We start from the raw sequence: 13,757 nt of genomic DNA, 5'->3' as shown, positions 1-13,757 counted from the left end.
CAGCTGAACGAGGCGCGCTGGTGAGCGCGCCGTCACCCGTCGTCGAGCACGGGCACGCGGCTTCCCCCGAAGACGTCCTCGAACAGCTCGAGGTCGATCCTGCTCACGGCCTCGGTGAACAAGAGGCCGCGGGCCGGCTGGCGCGCTTCGGTCCGAACCGGCTGGTCCGGCCGCGGCGGGTAACCTTCTGGCGGGTGCTGCGCGAGGAGAGCACCGAGCCGATGATCCTGCTGCTGCTCGCGGTGGCCGTGCTCTACGGCGTGTGGGGAGCACTCGAGGACACCGTGGCGATCGTGGTGGTCATCGCCGCGGTCGTACTGGTGGAGGTGTTCACCGAGTACCGAGCCAAGGCCGCCATTGCCTCGCTGAGCAGGCTGTCCTCGCGCACCGCGCCCGCGCTACGCGGGGGCGCGGTGCGCGAGGTGCCCACCGAGAACCTGGTGCCCGGTGACGTGCTCGTGCTGCGCGTGGGGGAGCGGCTGGCCGCCGACGCCCGGCTGATCGAATCCGCCGGGCTGCGGGTCGACGAATCGGTGCTCACCGGGGAGTCGATGCCCGCGGACAAGGACGCCGATGCCGTGCTCACTGCCGACACGCCGCTCGGGCAGCGTTCCAACCTGGTCTTCGCCGGGACGACCGTGGCCGCCGGTCGCGCCCGCGCAGTCGTTCTGAGCACCGCCATGGACACCGAGCTCGGGCGGATCACCGGGCTGGTCGTCGAGGCGAAGCCGCCGCGCACCGCGCTGCAGCAGACCATGCGCGACCTCGCCCGGTGGCTGGCCTGGCTGGCGTTGGGTTTCAGCGTGCTCGTGCCGCTGCTCGGGCTGCTCGGCGGGCAGCCCTGGCGGGAGATGATCCTGACCGGACTCACCCTGGCCTTCGCCACCATCCCCGAAGAGCTCCCGATCATCATCAGCATGGTCCTCGGGCTGGGCGCCTACCGGCTGTCCCGCCGCAACGTGGTGATCAAGCGGCTCCGGGCCGCCGAAGCACTCGGCACCATCACCGTTGTGGCAACCGACAAGACCGGCACCGTCACCGAGAACCGGATGAGTCTGTCGCACCTGGTCACCGGCGAGTCCGAAGCGCTGGACGGCGATCCCGACGCCGCGCAGCGGGGGCTGCTCGCGCTCGCCGCAGGCTGCACGGACGCGACGGTGGTGCACCAGGACGACACCGCGCACGTCCTCGGCGACCCGACCGACGTCGCGCTGCTGGAGGCCGCCCACCGCCACGGCCTGCTGCCCGGCCAGCTCGGTGGCTTCTCCGGCGAGCTGCTGGCCGAGTACCCCTTCGACGCCCGCCGCAAGATCATATCCGCGGTGCACCGCGGTGACGACCGGCCGCTGCTGATCGCCAAGGGAGCTCCCGAAGCCATGCTCGGCCGGTGTTCGAGCCGACTGGTCGGGGGGCGCGCCGAGGTGATCAGCGAGGACGACCGGCACCACCTGCGCGATCAGGCCGATCGAATGGCCGCGCAGGGGATACGGGTGATCGCGGTGGCCACCCGCGAACTCCCCGGTGGCAGGCTCGGCCGCGACGAGGCCGAAACCGACCTGGTCCTGGCCGGGTTCGCCGGGCTGACCGATCCGGCGCGCCCCGAGGTCGCCGACGCGGTGCGCGACCTGCGGCAGGCCGGGATCCGGGTCGTCATGATCACCGGCGATCACCCCAACACCGCCAGGGCCATCGCCGCGGAGATCGGCCTCGAGCGCACCGGCTCGCTGCTCACCGGACCGCAGATCGATGAGCTCGACGACGACGCGCTGGCCGAAGCCGCCTCGGCGACCTCGCTGTTCGCGCGTACCACCCCGGAGCACAAGCTCCGGCTGGTGCGCGCGCTGCACGCGCGCCGCGAGATCGTCGCGGTCACCGGCGACGGCGTCAACGACACCCCGGCCCTTGCCCAGGCCGACGTGGGCATCGCTATGGGCGCCAGCGGCACGGACGTCGCCCGCGAGGCCGCCAACCTGGTGCTGGCTGACGACGACTTCGCCACCATCACCCGCGCGGTGCGCGAGGGCAGGCAGCTGTTCGACAACCTGCGCAAGGGCGTGCGTTATTACCTGTCCTGCAAAGTCGGGCTCCTCGCCACCGCGGTGGGCGGCGTCGCGCTGGGGCTGCCAGTGCCGTTCACCCCGATCCAGATCGTGGTGCTGGAGATGTTCATGGACATCGCGGGCAGCGCCACCTTCGCCGCCGAACCCGCCGAGAGCGACGCCATGCGACGTTCGCCGCGCGACCTGCGGCGCCCCTTCCTGGACCGACCGCTGATCATCGCGATCTTCACCTGCGGTGCCACGCTGTTCGTCGCGGTCACCTCGATCTACCTCGGGGCGGTCTGGAGCGGCGCGCCGATCGCCACCGCGCAGACGCTCGCGTTCACCGGCTGGATGGTCGGCTATCTGGCGCTGGCCTGGGTGATGCGTTCGGAGCGGACCCCGCTGGTGCGGCTGGGGATGCGTTCCAACGGCTTCCTGCCGCCCTGGACCCTGGTCACCGCCGCCTCACTGACGCTGATCATGGCCGTGCCCGCGGTGCGCGACGCACTGAACCTCACCGCCTTGACCGCCGGTCAGTGGCTCGTGGCGGTGCTGGTGCCGGTCCTCGCGGTGGTGTGGATCGACCTGGCCAAGCTGCGCCACCCGCGCTGAGCCGGCTCCACGCGCGCACCGGGCGCCGCGCCGCAGTGGGAACGCGTTGCGGCGGGAACGTGCTGCGGCGCGGCGCCCGGTCATGTACCTCGCGATCGCCGGTCGATCAGTCCGGCAGGGCGAACACGATCAGCGCGCTGCCGTGGCCCGCGCCGAGCATGCCGGGGATGATCCCCTCGAGCCAGCCACCCCAGCCGACCGGCACGGCCACGTACTGCTTGCCGTCGACCATGTAGGTCATCGCGCTGCCGTGGTGCCCGCTGCCGCACTGGAACTTCCACAGTTCCTCGCCGGTGCGAGCGTCCAGCGCGAGGAACTCGCCCGTCGGGGTGCCTGCGAAGACCAGGTCACCCGCGGTAGCCAGCACCGAGGCGGCCATCGGGTGGGAGTTGCGCCAACGCCACCTCTCGACGCCGTAGGTGTCGAAGGCGCTGACCGAACCCGCCATGTTGTCGATGTCCACCTGGACGGCGGCGCCCCAGTAGGGCATGCCCTCCTTGAACTCGCGACGACGGCGGGTGGCGGTGGCGCCCACGTCGGCGACCGGCACGTAGAACATCTCGGTGCGCGGGCTGAACGCGGCGTGGGTCCATTCCTTGGCACCGGCCGGACCCGGGTAGAAGTGGACGGGCTCGCCCTCCTTGTCCGGGTACTTCCGCGGGGTCACCTTGCCGTCGCGGGTGATGGTGCCCCAGTCGATCCGGTCGACGTACGGTGTGACGTGCTGCAGCTCACCGTTGGTGCGGTCCAGCACGAAGAAGTAGCCGTTCTTGTCGAAGTGGCCGAGCAGCTTCTTCCCGTCCCGCTCGAACAGGGTCATCTCCATGGTGGAGTCGTAGTCCCAGAGGTCGTGCGGGGTGAATTGGTAGTGCCACTGGATCTCACCGGTGTCGACGTCGACTGCGACGACGCTGTCGGAGTAGAGGTTGTCGCCCTCGCGGACCGCACCGTCGAAGTCGGGCGCCGGGTTCCCGGTGCCCGCGTAGTACAGGTTGGTCTCCGGGTCATAGGTACCGGTGACCCAGTGATTCGCACCGCCGCGGGTCCAGGCCTCGCCGTCGGACGGCCAGGTCTCGGAGCCCGGCTCGCCCGGCCTCGGGATGGTGTAGCAGCGCCAGCGCTGCTCACCGGTCTCCAGATCCCAGCAATCAATGTGGCCGCGTACTTGGCTGTCCGGATCAGCTCCGGCAGCCTTGGGTCCCAGCGCACCCCGGATCACCACCGGCGATTGCGACTCCAGCGCAGTGCCCATGCCGTTGGTCCCGGTGGAACCCTCAGCCCAGGAGAACCACGGCGCCAGATTGGCCTTGGCCGCGTAGTTGCGCGTGGCCTTGTTGCCCCACTCGGCCAGCACCCGCCCGGTGGCGTCGGTGACGGTCACGACGCCACCGAGATCGGTCACCTCCTGGACCACCGAGGCCGCGCGGAAACCGAGCTCGGCGAAGACCACGTCATGCTCGAGCGTGTGGTCCACATCCGCAATGGCCACCGGGGCCTCGGCCAGGTACGGGTCGACGCGGTACCGGTCACGGCACCGCTGCCAAGACAGCGCCACCTCGGGCCGCACACCCCGGACGTCGTCCTCACCCCGCACGAAGCGCTCCCACGCCCCGTACACCGTCACCTTCCCCGGACTGCGAGGAACCGAATCGAGCCGGTGCCTATCTGCCATACAAGACCACCTTTGGTCTGTCACCAAGCCGACCGGTAACCGTCCGGATTCCGCGCTGGAGCTTCATCCACCGCGAAATTACAAGCTAAGCCGCCGGACGAGGCGAGTGCCAGTTCGCCGGGACGATCGTGCTCCAATATCGAACGAGCGGTAGTGATGATGTAACGAGCGGTCCGTGTAGCCGTATCAACGGACGGCTGGGCGGAACCATCCGGTCTCGACGACGTGCGCGGCCAGCATCGAGGCCGTGGCGGGAAGATGCCCAGGATTGGTGACAAGATGCCAGTCCCGGTGCAGCGGAGCGCCCGCCCCCGGCACCTCGACCATCCTGCCGTCGGCCGGCTGGCGTGCCACCGCGTCCCGGGAGACCAGCGTGACGCCGAGCCCGGCGGCCACCGACTCCAGGATGGCGGTGTTCGAGCCAGCGTCAGTTGGCCGTGCCGCTTGCTGTCGACGAGGGTCCCGTCGACATCGAAGACCACGGCCTGTGGAAGAGGGCCGGGAGGGCAAGCACAACGCACGGAAGCTCCTGGAGACGGCTGGACAGCGGGTCCGCTCAGGTTTCCCCGCCCCGAGTGGAAAACCCTTGAAAATCCGCGGCGAGCCGGGCGGTAATCGGTTGATATTCGGAATTTCGGCCGGTTTTGGCGACGACTCCGTTCGTCGCTCCTGCGAAGCTCTGCGCGAAGCCGTTTTTCCCGCTCATCGGCCAAAAGCGACCGTTCGTCCGTGATCGGCTCCCGCTCGTTGGCGATCCGTTGGCGTGGTAAAAAACGCGCGGCATCCTGCTGTTCAACATCGGGATCGAGAACATGCTTTTCGCAATAAGAAGGAGATCGTTCACGTCCCGGCCGGTGCAGCGGATCGGCCGGGCGAAGCTTCTATGCCTTGAAGCGGCGCATTCCGAAGGCTATCTTGCGACGGTCGTCACTGTAAGCTTCTGCACGGGTACCGCCCTTCGAGGGCGACGAGGAGGTCGCGATGACCGGGAGAGTGCCATCTCTGGATATCGTCTCGAGCCGTCCCAGCAGCGGGGGCGATTCCCTGGCGGCCACCTCCAGCCAGGTCGCGCGCGCGTGGGAGAGCTTCGCGACGGGCGAGGACATCGAGCAGGGCGTGCGCCCGGAGATCCTCGCCTCCTGGTACCGCTGTCGGGACCAGTACGAAGTCGATCCCACCCTGCACGTCGCGCCCGACGCTCCCGGTTACAACGACCACCGGTTGGACAACGACGTGATCTTCGCGAAGCTCGGCGGCCTGGGCGCGCTGGCTGGCCGCGAGATCGAGTTCGACGGCGGCGTCGTGGCGGTGACCGACGGAGCCGGCCGGGTCCTGGGTTCCTGGGGCGACCCGAGCGCCCGCAAGCGGGCCGAGTCGGCCAACATGGCCCCCTGGTCGTCCTGGTCGGAGCAGTGCACCGGCACCAACGGGATGGGCACCTCCTTCGAGATCTCGGGCCCGGTGACCGTCACCGGACCGGAGCACTGGTGCGAGGGCTTCCACCAGTGGGCCTGCGCGGGCATCTCGATCCGCGACGTGGTCACCGGTTTGCCGGTCGCCGCGATCAACATCTCCCGGTGGAACACGCCGATGTCCGAGCGCGTCCCGGAGTGGCTGACGCAGGCGGCCGCGAGCGTGGAGCAGGAGATCTACCGGCGCGCGCTGTCCGAGTCGAGGAGCGTGCTCACCGAGTTCAACGCCGAGGCCGCCCAGGACAGCGCCGCGGTCATGGCCATCGACCGCGGCGGCAACGTCGTCGCGGCCAACCACGCGGCGGCCTCGCTGCTGCGACTGACCAACGACAGCCCGGTGGTCGCCGGCGTGATTGAGCCGGCCAACCGCTGGCAGCCGGATATCCCGGAGTTCGTCGAGGTCGTGCGCTGGGCGATCAGCCGGGCGGTGGAGCGGCCGCACTGGAGCGGCTACGCCCGGTTGGCGGTGTGCCCGGACGAGAACCCGATCCCGGTCACGCTGCGCCCGATCGTGGACGCCAACCATGTGGTGGGCATGTTCTGCGCGTTCGGGCTGCAGGAGGGCGAGCATTACGAGAACACCGCCCAGTCGGCGGCAATTTCGCTGCCGCGGCGGGTGATCGGCATCCGCAGCGAGCGGCTGGTGCTGCTGGCTCCCTCGGAGATCCGCTACGCCGAGGCCGATCGCAACATCGTGTGGCTGGGCACCGACCGGGGCCGCATCCAGGCGGCCACCCGCGGTCTGGACAACGTCGAGAAGCTGCTGACCCCGCACGGCTTCCGGCGGGTGCACCGGCGCTTCGTGGCCAACCTGCGCCGGGTCGCCGAGCTGGAGCGCGGCGTGAAGGGCGAACTCGTGCTGATCACCGATCCCCGCTCGCATGAGCTGGTGCCCGTCTCGCGGCGGCACGCACCGGAGATCCGGCGGCTGTTCGGCCTCTGACCCACTCGTCGCGGCGGTGCTCCCGTTCGTCCGCGATCGCTCTCCGGTGGTTGGAGATCGGTTGTTCCACCTCGGGTCGGCGCCGCGCGAGCGAATCGCGCGCGGCCTCGGCCATGATGGTGAGCAACGAGGTGTCCTGAGAAGACCGCGCGGACGCGGACAACCTGACGCAGGACGAGGCGGCGGCGCGCGCGGTAGCGTTATCCGACCTCCACTACGCGGTCGAGCTCGATCCGACCGTGAGTAAGAGCGGGCGTGCCCTCCTGCGTGTCGACTACGGGTAAGGCCGTTCGATCGGGCACGCGGCCAGCACCGCGGGAACCCGGCACCCCGCGGTGACCCAGTCGACGAGGTCGTCGTCGATGTAGCCCAGCAGGGACACGATGTCGCTGTAGCGGTCCTTCAAGGGCTGATTCCAGATCCGTTCGTGATGCGCCAGCCTGTTCCGGAACTCGTGCAGGCGGGTGACCGGCCGCTCGATGGTGCCCCTGGCGCGATCGGGCGCGCCGGGAAACCCAGCGGCCAGGCCGGGCCACAGGACCGTGTAGCACTTGGCCAACAGGAAACGCCAGAACCCGAACGGCAGCTCGGTCAGCGCCTGCCCCTCACTTGCCGTCTTGCCCTTCGCCCGGACCCGTCGGCGGGCCTTGGGCGATATCCTTCCTGGCGCGGATGTCCAGCTCGCCTGCGGTGTCATCGAGCCAGGGCCCCGCTCGGCCTGCGGCAGCATGCTGGGCAGCGAGGCGGTTCGCCAGCACGTTGCGCAGTACGATCTCCAGGTGGCTCAACATCTCCCAGAACGCGCCGCTGACTGCAGCGTTCCACCGGTACAACTCCAGCGCGGCAGTCGGGTCGCCTCCGCACGCGTCGAGATAGCCCTGCGTCCTGGGAGCGCTGAACAGGGGAAGCACCGTGTCGGCGGGGGCTCTGTCGCAGATTCGTTGGTGACGGAGAGTGATTGATGTCGTTGACATCGCGTGTGTGATGTCAACGAGCTTGTGAGCACGGTGTTTGCGGGTCTGTCTCCATTGGTCATCGAGGACGTGGGCGACGAGGGCGAGCGGACCCTGGTGTGGGCGCGGACGCCATCCCAGGCGGCTGCGTGTCCTGATTGCTTCAGCCCGTTCAGAGCGGGTGCACGGGTACCACGAACGGATGGTCGTGGACGTGTCCTTGGACGTTCGCCGGGTGGTACTGCGGATACGTGCGCGGCGTCTGGTGTGCCCAACCCCGGGTTGTCGCCAGACCTTTCGGGAACAGTTGCCCGGTGTCCTGGAGCGCTACCAGCGCCGTACTTCGCGCCTGGCCAGGCAGATTGGGGCGGTGGTGCGGGAGTGAGCCGGCCTGCGGGAGGTCTTCGATCGATTAGTGCAGCATGGTCGGGTGCTGGTCGTGGTGGGTCAGCCTGCCTCGATCGGGGCGCTGCCGGTGGCCGTGGCACGGGCTGGTGGTCACGAGGTGGCCTATCTGTCGGGGCTGGCGATGCGCCGCATCGCCGACCTGCACCCGGGCCAGGCCAAGACCGACGCTCGGGATGCCCACGTGATCGCTGAAGCGGCCTGTAGCATGCCGCACACCCTGCGCCGGGTTGATGTCGGTGACGACACGCTGGCCGAGCTGGAAGTCTTGATCGGCTTCGACGATGATCTGGCCGGTGAGGCCACCCGACTGGCCAACCGCATCCGCGGGCTGCTCATCCAGATCCACCCAAGCTTGGAGCGCGTGCTCGGGCCGAAAACCCAGCACACCGCCGTGTTGGAGATCCTGACACGGCTGGGCGGACCCGAGGGCATCCGCACCGCCGGACGGCGCAAGCTACGCAGCATCACCACCCGACACGCACCCCGCATCGGCGGCGAGCTCACCGACAAGATCTGGACTGCCTTGGGCGAGCAGACCGTGTCCGTGGCCGGCACCCGCACTGCGGAAACAGTGCTCCCGAAACTGGCCGAGAGCCTGAAAACCGTGCTGTCCCAACGCAAAACCACCGCCGACGAGGTCGACACACTGCTGGAGGCCCACCCTCTTTCCGGGGTCCTGACCTCGATGCCCGGCATCGGAGTCTCCGACCGCCGCCCGCATCCTGCTGGAAGTCGGTGATGGTTCGGCCTTCGCCACCCCAGGACATCTGGCCGCCCACGCCGGCCTGGCCCCGGTCACCCGACGGTCCGGCAGCTCCATCCGCGGCGAACGACCTCCCAAAGGCGGCAACAAACACCTCAAACGCGCCGAAGGCAAACGCCACAACGCCGCCCTCGTCTGTCTCGCCCGACGACGTTGCGACGTCCTCTTCGCCATGCTCGGAGACAAAACCCACTACCAGCCACCCACACCCCGACCCGCTTGACCAACCAGATAGAGACACCCCCCGAGGTCCACTTCAGAGAGTGTGCAGGGACATTTCGCGCAAAAAGGCCTATCGCCGGAAGACCGGTTCCGGTGCCGGGGTGTCGCTGTTGGCGCGCTCCACGGCATCGGAGATCAGGTGGTGGTCCGGCGAGTGCACGCACACCGGATCGGTGCGCGCGGCGTCCCCGGTCAGCGCGAACGCCTGGCAGCGGCAACCGCCGAAGTCGATCTCCTTACGCGAGCAGCTGCGGCACGGATCGGGCATCCAGTCGGTGCCCCGGAACGCCTGGAACGCGGGCGATTCCATCCAGATCCACTCCAGCGCGGCGGTGCGCACCGAGGGGAACTTGAGGCTGTCGATGTCGGCGGCCACCGGGCATGGGTAGGCCATCCCGTCCGGGGCCACGGTGAAGCTGGAGTGCGCCCACCCGCCCATGCACGGCTTCGGGTACCGCTCGTAGTAGTCCGGCAGGATCCACAGCAGCTCCATGCGGTCGGCCAGCTCCTCCTTGCGGCGCCGGTAGACCTCCTCGCCGCGGGCCAGCTGCTCCCGGCTGGGCATCAGCACCTCGCGGTTGCGCAGCCCCCAGCCGTAGTACTGGGTGTTGGCCAGTTCGAGGCGCTCGGCACCCCAGGAGTCGCAGACGTCGATGATCGCATCCAGTCGGTCGAGGTTGAGCCGGTGCAGCACGACGTTCATGTTCAGCGGCAGCCCGCTCTCGCGGATGATGCCCGCCGCCTCCGCCTTCTTGTCGAACCGCTTGCTGTCCGCGATCAGCGCGGTGGACTCCGGATTGTCGCCCTGGATGCTCAGCTGCGCGCTGTTGAGCCCGGCGGCGACCAGGCCCTTCGCCCGGCGCTCGGTGAGCCCGAGCCCGCTGGTGATCAGGTTGGTGTAGAGCTCACAGCGGTCCGCCTCGGCGATCAGCTCCTCCAGGTCGTTGCGCAGCAGCGGCTCGCCGCCGGAGAAGTGCACCTGCAGCACGCCGAGCTCGGCGGCCTCCCGGATCACCCGCAGCCAGTCCTCGGTACCCAGTTCCTCCTCGCGCGGCCGCAGCGCCAGCGGGTTGGAGCAGTACAGGCAGTGCAGCGGGCACTTGTGGGTGAGCTCGGCCAGCAGACCGTAAGGCGCGTTGATCATGTCATCACCCAGCCCTTTTCGCGCGCTTCGCGCAGGAATCCCAGCACGTCATCGGACAGTCCGTTGGCCTCGAAATCGGCTTCCAGCTTCGCGATGATCTCGGCGGCGGTGCGGGTGCCGTCGCACAGCCGCAGGATCGCCGCGCTGGAGGTGTTGAGCTGCACCACCCTCTCGGGCAGCAGCAGCATGTCGCCGCCGCGGACCTTGTCGAAGCGCAGCCTGCCCTTGGGCACCAGGCGCGGCTTGTTGCCGTCGGGGTCCATCACGAGTCCTTGCCGAACGTCAGCTGCACCGTGTCCAGCAGGGTCCACAGAACGTCGCACTTGAACTCCAGGGCCCGCACGCAGGCCTCCTGCTGCTCGCGGGTCGTCGCGTTGTTGAGCACCAGCTCCAGCAGGTGCTCGATGTCGGCAGGCTGCTGGGTCAGCCGAGTGCGGAAGTACTCCAGGCCCTCGGAGGCGATCCACGGGTAGTGCTCGCGCACGTCGGTGATGCGGCGGCTGAGCAGGTCCGGGGCGAACAGCTCGGTCAGCGCCGAGGCCACCGCCTCCAGCCACGGCCGGTCGCGGCAGAACTCCACGTAGGCGTCCACCGCGAAGCGCACCCCGGGCAGCACCGTGCGGGTGTCGTGCAGCTCCTCGCGGGTGAGCCCGACCGCCTCGCCCAGCCGCACCCAGCGCTCGATGCCGCCCTCGGTACCCGGCGTGCCGTCGTGGTCGGTGATCCGCTTGATCCACCGCTTGCGGTGCTCCGAGCTCGGCAGCTTGGTGAGGATGTAGGCATCCTTGATAGGGAGGTTGAGCTGGTAGTAGAAGCGGTTGCGCACCCAGCCGCGGAACTCCTCTTCGGTCAGGTCGCCGGCGTGCATCCGCTCGTTGAACGGGTGCAGGTGGTGGTAGCGCTGCGCACCGACCGCCCGCAGCTCCTCCTCGAAATCCGCAGCAGACAACGGCGTCATAGCTCGACCTCCAAGCCGGCGTGCCCGATCTCGATGCCCTGCCGCTCCAGCCCGCGGCGTTCCGCGGAGTTCTCGTCGAGGATCGGGTTGGTGTTGTTGACGTGGACGTAGATCTTGCGGCCGCGCAGCTCGGCCAGCCTCCGCGCGGACCCGTCGGGACCGTCGATCGGCATGTGCCCCATGGACAGCCCAGGTTGGGAACCGGTGCCCTGGCGCGACATCTCTTCGTCGGTGTAGAAGGTGCCGTCGCAGAACACGCAGTCCGCGTCGGCGACCTGAGCGGCGAAGGACTCGTCCCAGCGGGGCACCGTCGGCGCGTACACCGCCGTGCCGCCGGTGGCGGTGTCCTCCAGGCGGTAGCCCAGCTCCCAGTTCGGTCGCTCCGAGGAGCCCACGTAGCGCGGCGGCTTGCCACCGGTCCGGAACGCGGTGGCACGCAGGCGCTCGTCCAGCTCGATCGGCTCGCCCGGTTCCACCGGCTGCCAGTCGATCTTGGCGTAGTCGCTGAGCAGGTTCCGCACGGGGAACTGCGTCTCGAGCGCCTCGAGCACCTCGGGCGTGCCGTGCACGACGAGGCTGGAGCCCTCGCGCAGTATCAGCAGCCCGATAGTGTGATCGAACTCGGCGTCGGTGAGCAGCACTCCGGCCACCGGAGTGTCCCGCGGCCCGGGACCGGGGTGCAGGTTCGGGTCGGTGGCGAGCTGGTGGTGCACGTCCGGGGTGGCGTTGAGCAGGAACCACCGCTCCCCCCTCCCGGAGACCGCGAGGCCAGCGTGCATTGTGGCTCGTTCGGGCCGTTCGCGGGCCGCGCGGCAGCCGCCGCAGGCGCAGTTCCACTGCGGGTAACCGCCGCCCGCGGCGACTCCGAGACAACGCAGCAGCACGGCTTATCGACGGTGGAAGTAGCCGGTCACCTCGGCGCAGATCTCGGTCACGGTGTACTCGGGCTTTTCCCAGGTCATGTCATCCTCCTAGATCAAAGGGATGGCATCGAGCCTCCGCGATCGGTGGTTCCGGTGACAACCCATCGGCAACCAGCGGAACCCGATCTCCGACCAGAGGCGCGTTTGTCGGGACGAGCGGTTACCCGGTTCGGCGATCGAAAACCGCCGCCGCGATGAATTCGCGTTCCACCGACCGATTCGCAAGGACTGCGCGGGCGTCCGCCCGACTAGTGTGCTGAGTCAGTAGTTTGTTGCATGTTTGTGTGATGGGGCGTCGAGGATCGCGCCTGCCTGATCTGGATCTTACCGATACCGAGCGGCGGACGCTGGAGGGGTGGGCGCGTCGTCGGAAGACGGCGCAGGAGATCGCGTTGCGGGCGCGGATCGTGCTCGTCTGCGCTGATGGTATGTCCAATATGGATGTATCGCGGCGGATGGAGGTGCGCCGCCTCATCCAACGCATGGTCGAGGCCGAACGCGCCGCCGCAGGCACCGCAGTTTCCGAGGCGGTGCGCTGAGATGAGCGCAACGAACCAGAGGCACTGGCAGCGCGGCCGCGTCGTGGCCGTGGAACCGGCCGTCGACTCGATCGCGAAGATCGTCCTTGCTCCTGAATCGCCCGTACGCCCCGACCCCGGCGCCCACATCGACGTGCGTATCGACACCGGCGACGTGCGGTCCTACTCCGTGGTCTCTGTCGGTGCCGACGGCCGCACCGTCACCCTCGGCGTACACCTGTTCCCGACCTCGCGTGGGGGCTCGACATTCATGCACTCGCTGCGTGACGGTGACGAGCTCGACATCACCGCCCCCTGCAGGATTTTCCGCTGCGTGTCGGCGCCGCCCGCTATGTCCTGCTCGCCGGTGGCATCGGAATCACCGCGGTCGCCGCGATGGGCGCGGTCCTGCGGCGACTCGGCGCGGACTACCGGTTCGTCTACGTCGGTCGCAGCCGCTCGGCGATGGCGTTCATGCCCGAACTCGCTGAAGTGCACGGTGATCGACTCGAGGCGCACGTCGATGACGAGGGCACCGGGCTCGACGTGTCCGCACTGGTCGCCGGTGTCGACGCGCACACCGAGCTGTACATGTGCGGGCCGATCCGGCTGATGGACGCAATCCGTCGCACCTGGCTCGGCCGGGACCTGCCGCTGTCGAACCTGCGGTACGAAACCTTCGGCAACAGCGGTTGGTTCGAGGCCGAGGAGTTCATCGTCAGGGTTCCCGGGCTCGGTGTCGAAACCACTGTCGGCACCGGTGAATCACCGCTCGATGCCCTCGATCGCGCCGATGTGGACATGATGTTCAGCTGCCGCAAGGGTGAGTGCGGACTGTGCCAGGTCGACATCGTCTCGGTCGACGGCACGGTCGACCACCGCGACGTGTTCTACAGCGAGCAGCAGAAGGCCACCGCCACCAAGCTGTGCACCTGCGTCTCCCGGGTGGTGGGTGCCACCGGCCCCTCCGAGGCAAGCTCGACGACCAGCACCGTTACCCTCGGCCTTCGCTGACGCCCCGGTCACCGGGACGTGTCCATCAAGGAGACCGATTTGACTTGAACGATCGATCCGAGTGGTGATCAACGGCTAGGGTGTCGATCGAGACGCCGGTCTCGAGAGGAGAA

The 13,757-nt window shown here is 68.8% G+C and carries 13 protein-coding genes and 3 pseudogenes; 6 read left to right on the top strand and 10 right to left on the bottom strand.

The window, feature by feature from the left end; genetic code table 11:
• Nucleotides 1–20: 20 nt before the first annotated feature.
• A complete protein-coding gene (locus tag JOF55_RS23480; protein ID WP_310278818.1) occupies nucleotides 21–2,654 on the top strand; it encodes a cation-translocating P-type ATPase in 2,634 nt (877 codons plus the stop codon).
• A gap of 106 nt (nucleotides 2,655–2,760) precedes the next feature.
• On the opposite strand, the gene JOF55_RS23475 is transcribed toward JOF55_RS23480, so the two are convergent.
• The 3 genes from JOF55_RS23475 to JOF55_RS23465 form a co-directional block, all read right to left on the bottom strand.
• Nucleotides 2,761–4,326, bottom strand: coding sequence for an outer membrane protein assembly factor BamB family protein (locus tag JOF55_RS23475; protein WP_310278817.1), 1,566 nt, complete (start codon nucleotides 4,324–4,326; stop codon nucleotides 2,761–2,763).
• Nucleotides 4,327–4,512: 186 nt separating this feature from the next.
• Entirely contained in the window at nucleotides 4,513–4,836 is a 324-nt protein-coding gene (locus JOF55_RS23470) for a LysR substrate-binding domain-containing protein (protein WP_310279083.1), read from the bottom strand.
• 46 nt (nucleotides 4,837–4,882) lie between these two features.
• Nucleotides 4,883–5,170 carry a hypothetical protein gene (locus JOF55_RS23465; RefSeq protein ID WP_310278810.1) on the bottom strand — a complete coding sequence of 96 codons (288 nt, stop codon included), beginning with the start codon at nucleotides 5,168–5,170 and terminating at the stop codon, nucleotides 4,883–4,885.
• A gap of 137 nt (nucleotides 5,171–5,307) precedes the next feature.
• On the opposite strand from JOF55_RS23465, the gene JOF55_RS23460 reads away from it, so the two are divergent.
• Nucleotides 5,308–6,741 carry a DNA-binding protein gene (locus JOF55_RS23460; RefSeq protein ID WP_310278808.1) on the top strand — a complete coding sequence of 478 codons (1,434 nt, stop codon included), beginning with the start codon at nucleotides 5,308–5,310 and terminating at the stop codon, nucleotides 6,739–6,741.
• A gap of 274 nt (nucleotides 6,742–7,015) precedes the next feature.
• On the opposite strand, the gene JOF55_RS23455 is transcribed toward JOF55_RS23460, so the two are convergent.
• Both JOF55_RS23455 and JOF55_RS23450 read right to left on the bottom strand, forming a co-directional pair.
• Nucleotides 7,016–7,438, bottom strand: coding sequence for a hypothetical protein (locus tag JOF55_RS23455; protein ID WP_310278806.1), 423 nt, complete (start codon nucleotides 7,436–7,438; stop codon nucleotides 7,016–7,018).
• Nucleotides 7,347–7,715: a hypothetical protein gene (locus JOF55_RS23450; protein WP_310278803.1), complete on the bottom strand. Its 369-nt coding sequence runs from the start codon at nucleotides 7,713–7,715 to the stop codon at nucleotides 7,347–7,349. The genes JOF55_RS23455 and JOF55_RS23450 overlap by 92 nt, the downstream gene beginning before the upstream one ends.
• Before the next feature lie 3 nt (nucleotides 7,716–7,718).
• On the opposite strand from JOF55_RS23450, the pseudogene JOF55_RS24640 reads away from it, so the two are divergent.
• Nucleotides 7,719–8,076: pseudogene (locus JOF55_RS24640) on the top strand (transposase family protein); the annotation flags it as partial.
• A 9-nt stretch (nucleotides 8,077–8,085) separates the two neighbouring features.
• Nucleotides 8,086–9,088, top strand: a pseudogene (locus JOF55_RS23440) (IS110 family RNA-guided transposase); the annotation flags it as partial.
• Between the two features lie 69 nt (nucleotides 9,089–9,157).
• Here the strand turns inward: JOF55_RS23440 and pqqE are convergent.
• The 5 genes from pqqE to pqqA are packed head-to-tail and all read right to left on the bottom strand — an operon-like array spanning nucleotide 9,158 to nucleotide 12,151.
• Nucleotides 9,158–10,228 (bottom strand): pyrroloquinoline quinone biosynthesis protein PqqE, encoded by a 1,071-nt coding sequence (pqqE, locus tag JOF55_RS23435; RefSeq protein ID WP_374727612.1) that lies wholly within the window; start codon nucleotides 10,226–10,228, stop codon nucleotides 9,158–9,160.
• Complete coding sequence (gene pqqD / locus JOF55_RS23430; protein WP_310278794.1) at nucleotides 10,228–10,494, bottom strand: pyrroloquinoline quinone biosynthesis peptide chaperone PqqD; 267 nt, start codon at nucleotides 10,492–10,494, stop codon at nucleotides 10,228–10,230. Before pqqD ends, pqqE begins: the two co-directional genes overlap by 1 nt.
• Entirely contained in the window at nucleotides 10,494–11,189 is a 696-nt protein-coding gene (gene pqqC / locus JOF55_RS23425; protein WP_310278791.1) for a pyrroloquinoline-quinone synthase PqqC, read from the bottom strand. Before pqqC ends, pqqD begins: the two co-directional genes overlap by 1 nt.
• Nucleotides 11,186–12,073, bottom strand: coding sequence for a pyrroloquinoline quinone biosynthesis protein PqqB (gene pqqB / locus JOF55_RS23420; RefSeq protein WP_310278788.1), 888 nt, complete (start codon nucleotides 12,071–12,073; stop codon nucleotides 11,186–11,188). Before pqqB ends, pqqC begins: the two co-directional genes overlap by 4 nt.
• 3 nt (nucleotides 12,074–12,076) lie before the next feature.
• Nucleotides 12,077–12,151: a pyrroloquinoline quinone precursor peptide PqqA gene (gene pqqA, locus JOF55_RS24635; RefSeq protein WP_374727611.1), complete on the bottom strand. Its 75-nt coding sequence runs from the start codon at nucleotides 12,149–12,151 to the stop codon at nucleotides 12,077–12,079.
• Nucleotides 12,152–12,399: 248 nt separating this feature from the next.
• Here pqqA and JOF55_RS23415 point away from each other — a divergent pair, with 248 nt between their 5' ends.
• Both JOF55_RS23415 and JOF55_RS24630 read left to right on the top strand, forming a co-directional pair.
• Nucleotides 12,400–12,651 (top strand): hypothetical protein, encoded by a 252-nt coding sequence (locus JOF55_RS23415; RefSeq protein ID WP_310278785.1) that lies wholly within the window; start codon nucleotides 12,400–12,402, stop codon nucleotides 12,649–12,651.
• A gap of 1 nt (nucleotide 12,652) precedes the next feature.
• Nucleotides 12,653–13,644, top strand: a pseudogene (locus tag JOF55_RS24630) (PDR/VanB family oxidoreductase).
• The last annotated feature ends 113 nt before the right edge of the window (nucleotides 13,645–13,757 follow it).

The sequence above is a fragment of the Haloactinomyces albus genome (genome assembly GCF_031458135.1).
In the GTDB taxonomy this organism is placed as follows: domain Bacteria; phylum Actinomycetota; class Actinomycetes; order Mycobacteriales; family Pseudonocardiaceae; genus Haloactinomyces; species Haloactinomyces albus.
The sequence above is the reverse complement of the archived record's forward strand: the minus strand, read 5'-3'. Positions and strand labels throughout refer to the sequence as shown.

Coding starts and splice junctions, on each gene's coding strand:
- JOF55_RS23450 (WP_310278803.1), bottom strand. CDS start 7,715: ATGTCAACGACATCAATCACTCTCCGTCACCAACGAATCTGCGACAGA.
- JOF55_RS23475 (WP_310278817.1), bottom strand. CDS start 4,326: ATGGCAGATAGGCACCGGCTCGATTCGGTTCCTCGCAGTCCGGGGAAG.
- JOF55_RS23415 (WP_310278785.1), top strand. CDS start 12,400: ATGGGGCGTCGAGGATCGCGCCTGCCTGATCTGGATCTTACCGATACC.
- pqqC (WP_310278791.1), bottom strand. CDS start 11,189: ATGACGCCGTTGTCTGCTGCGGATTTCGAGGAGGAGCTGCGGGCGGTC.
- pqqD (WP_310278794.1), bottom strand. CDS start 10,494: ATGGACCCCGACGGCAACAAGCCGCGCCTGGTGCCCAAGGGCAGGCTG.
- JOF55_RS23460 (WP_310278808.1), top strand. CDS start 5,308: ATGACCGGGAGAGTGCCATCTCTGGATATCGTCTCGAGCCGTCCCAGC.
- JOF55_RS23455 (WP_310278806.1), bottom strand. CDS start 7,438: ATGACACCGCAGGCGAGCTGGACATCCGCGCCAGGAAGGATATCGCCC.